Source organism: Pseudoalteromonas sp. T1lg21 (genome assembly GCF_002964625.1).
Lineage (GTDB): Bacteria > Pseudomonadota > Gammaproteobacteria > Enterobacterales > Alteromonadaceae > Pseudoalteromonas > Pseudoalteromonas gelatinilytica.
Genome location: NZ_PQBX01000026.1, coordinates 1 through 1,317 on the forward strand (window position 1 = coordinate 1; position 1,317 = coordinate 1,317).

At 41.9% G+C, this 1,317-nt stretch carries 2 protein-coding genes; both read right to left on the minus strand.

Features of this window, described 5'->3' with window-relative positions; genetic code table 11:
- Nucleotides 1–827 (minus strand): phage terminase large subunit family protein (locus C2M25_RS06860; protein ID WP_199775157.1); only part of this gene is annotated, 827 nt, incomplete at its 3' end.
- Entirely contained in the window at nt 772–1,221 is a 450-nt protein-coding gene (locus C2M25_RS06865; protein WP_062570609.1) for a hypothetical protein, read from the minus strand. The genes C2M25_RS06865 and C2M25_RS06860, both read right to left, overlap by 56 nt.
- Nucleotides 1,222–1,317: the final 96 nt, after the last annotated feature.

The window sequence follows — 1,317 nt, forward strand, 5'->3', positions numbered from 1 at the left end:
CCAAAGATGGGATGAACCGGGCCATCTTCTTTTTCAATCCAGCTCACATTTTCCCAATCAAGAATGTGTGATTCGCCACATTCATGACATATGATCGGTAATACTCTTTGCGAACCTAAGTTAACGTAGTGCTCAACTTTTGATAGGCCAGCAACACTTGGGGTTCCACCTAACACAAACTTACGTTTTCTAAAGCGCTTGTTCCGTTCTCTTGCCAAGCGAATAGCATCACCTTGATCACCTACACTGTCATTTGTGTCATCGGGTTCTTCAACGACAACAACTGGCGAAGGTGTCGACTTAACGTTAGAAACAGAGTTAGAACCAAATACCTTAAGTGAACCACCAGGAAAGTTCTTTTTATTGTTTCGATTACCCGACTTACGGCTTGTTGATACATCAACACGCTTTGCTAGCTCAGGCGTCGCTTCGACGCAAGGTGTAAATTTCTCTTCCATGAAGTCAGTCGCTTTAGAGTCTTTAGGGAACAGACCCAACATGCGGCTTGGTTCAACACATATATTTTTAGATAACCACCCACATAACAGCATGGTCCAGCCAATTTGAGCGGCTTTAGTTAACCCAATAAACTCAACATGCTCATTATCTAAAGCATGCATTACGCCCCAAAAGTAAGGAACAAAGTCAGCGTTATATAAACCTGAAAAGTCTGAATCTTCAGCTGGCAGCCTAAAGTAAGTTTCTAACCACTCTTTTGTTGGTAAGCGCTCTACTGGCAACCACCCATCAGCTACCTCTTTGATAAGATCGTCAAGATTGGAACTGGAAATCTCCAATAACTCGGCAGGTAGACTCAACGATTCCATTAATAGATTCACGGTCTATCGATACCTCATACTGATCTTCAATAAGTGCAATGATTTTATCCACTGAGTTTTCATATTCAGACTTAGCAATAATGGTCCACTGGTCCATTGCATCGCGAACTTGAGTTCGGTCTAAAACAAGTTTGTGTTCTTTGAAAAGTTCGAGTTCTTTCATTTGCGCGCTAGCGATTGCTTCGCGCGTTTTTGCTTCATCAAGCTTTTGACGATGAGTCGTTGGCGTGCGCCCAGCGGCTTTTTCGCGCAAATCGCGAATATATGCCAAACGAATTTCTTCCAATGAATTAACTTTATGGTCTAGCTTCAAACGTGAGAGCACATCACGAAGTTGTCGCTCTGAAATATCCAGATGTTCTGCAATTTCAACTTGATTCAATTTGAAACCTAACTATCTAATATCAATGAAAAACCGGAACCCCCTTATAGGAAGTTCTAGCTGTTAAAAATTCGCGAGTTTTGCTTCGTATACAGG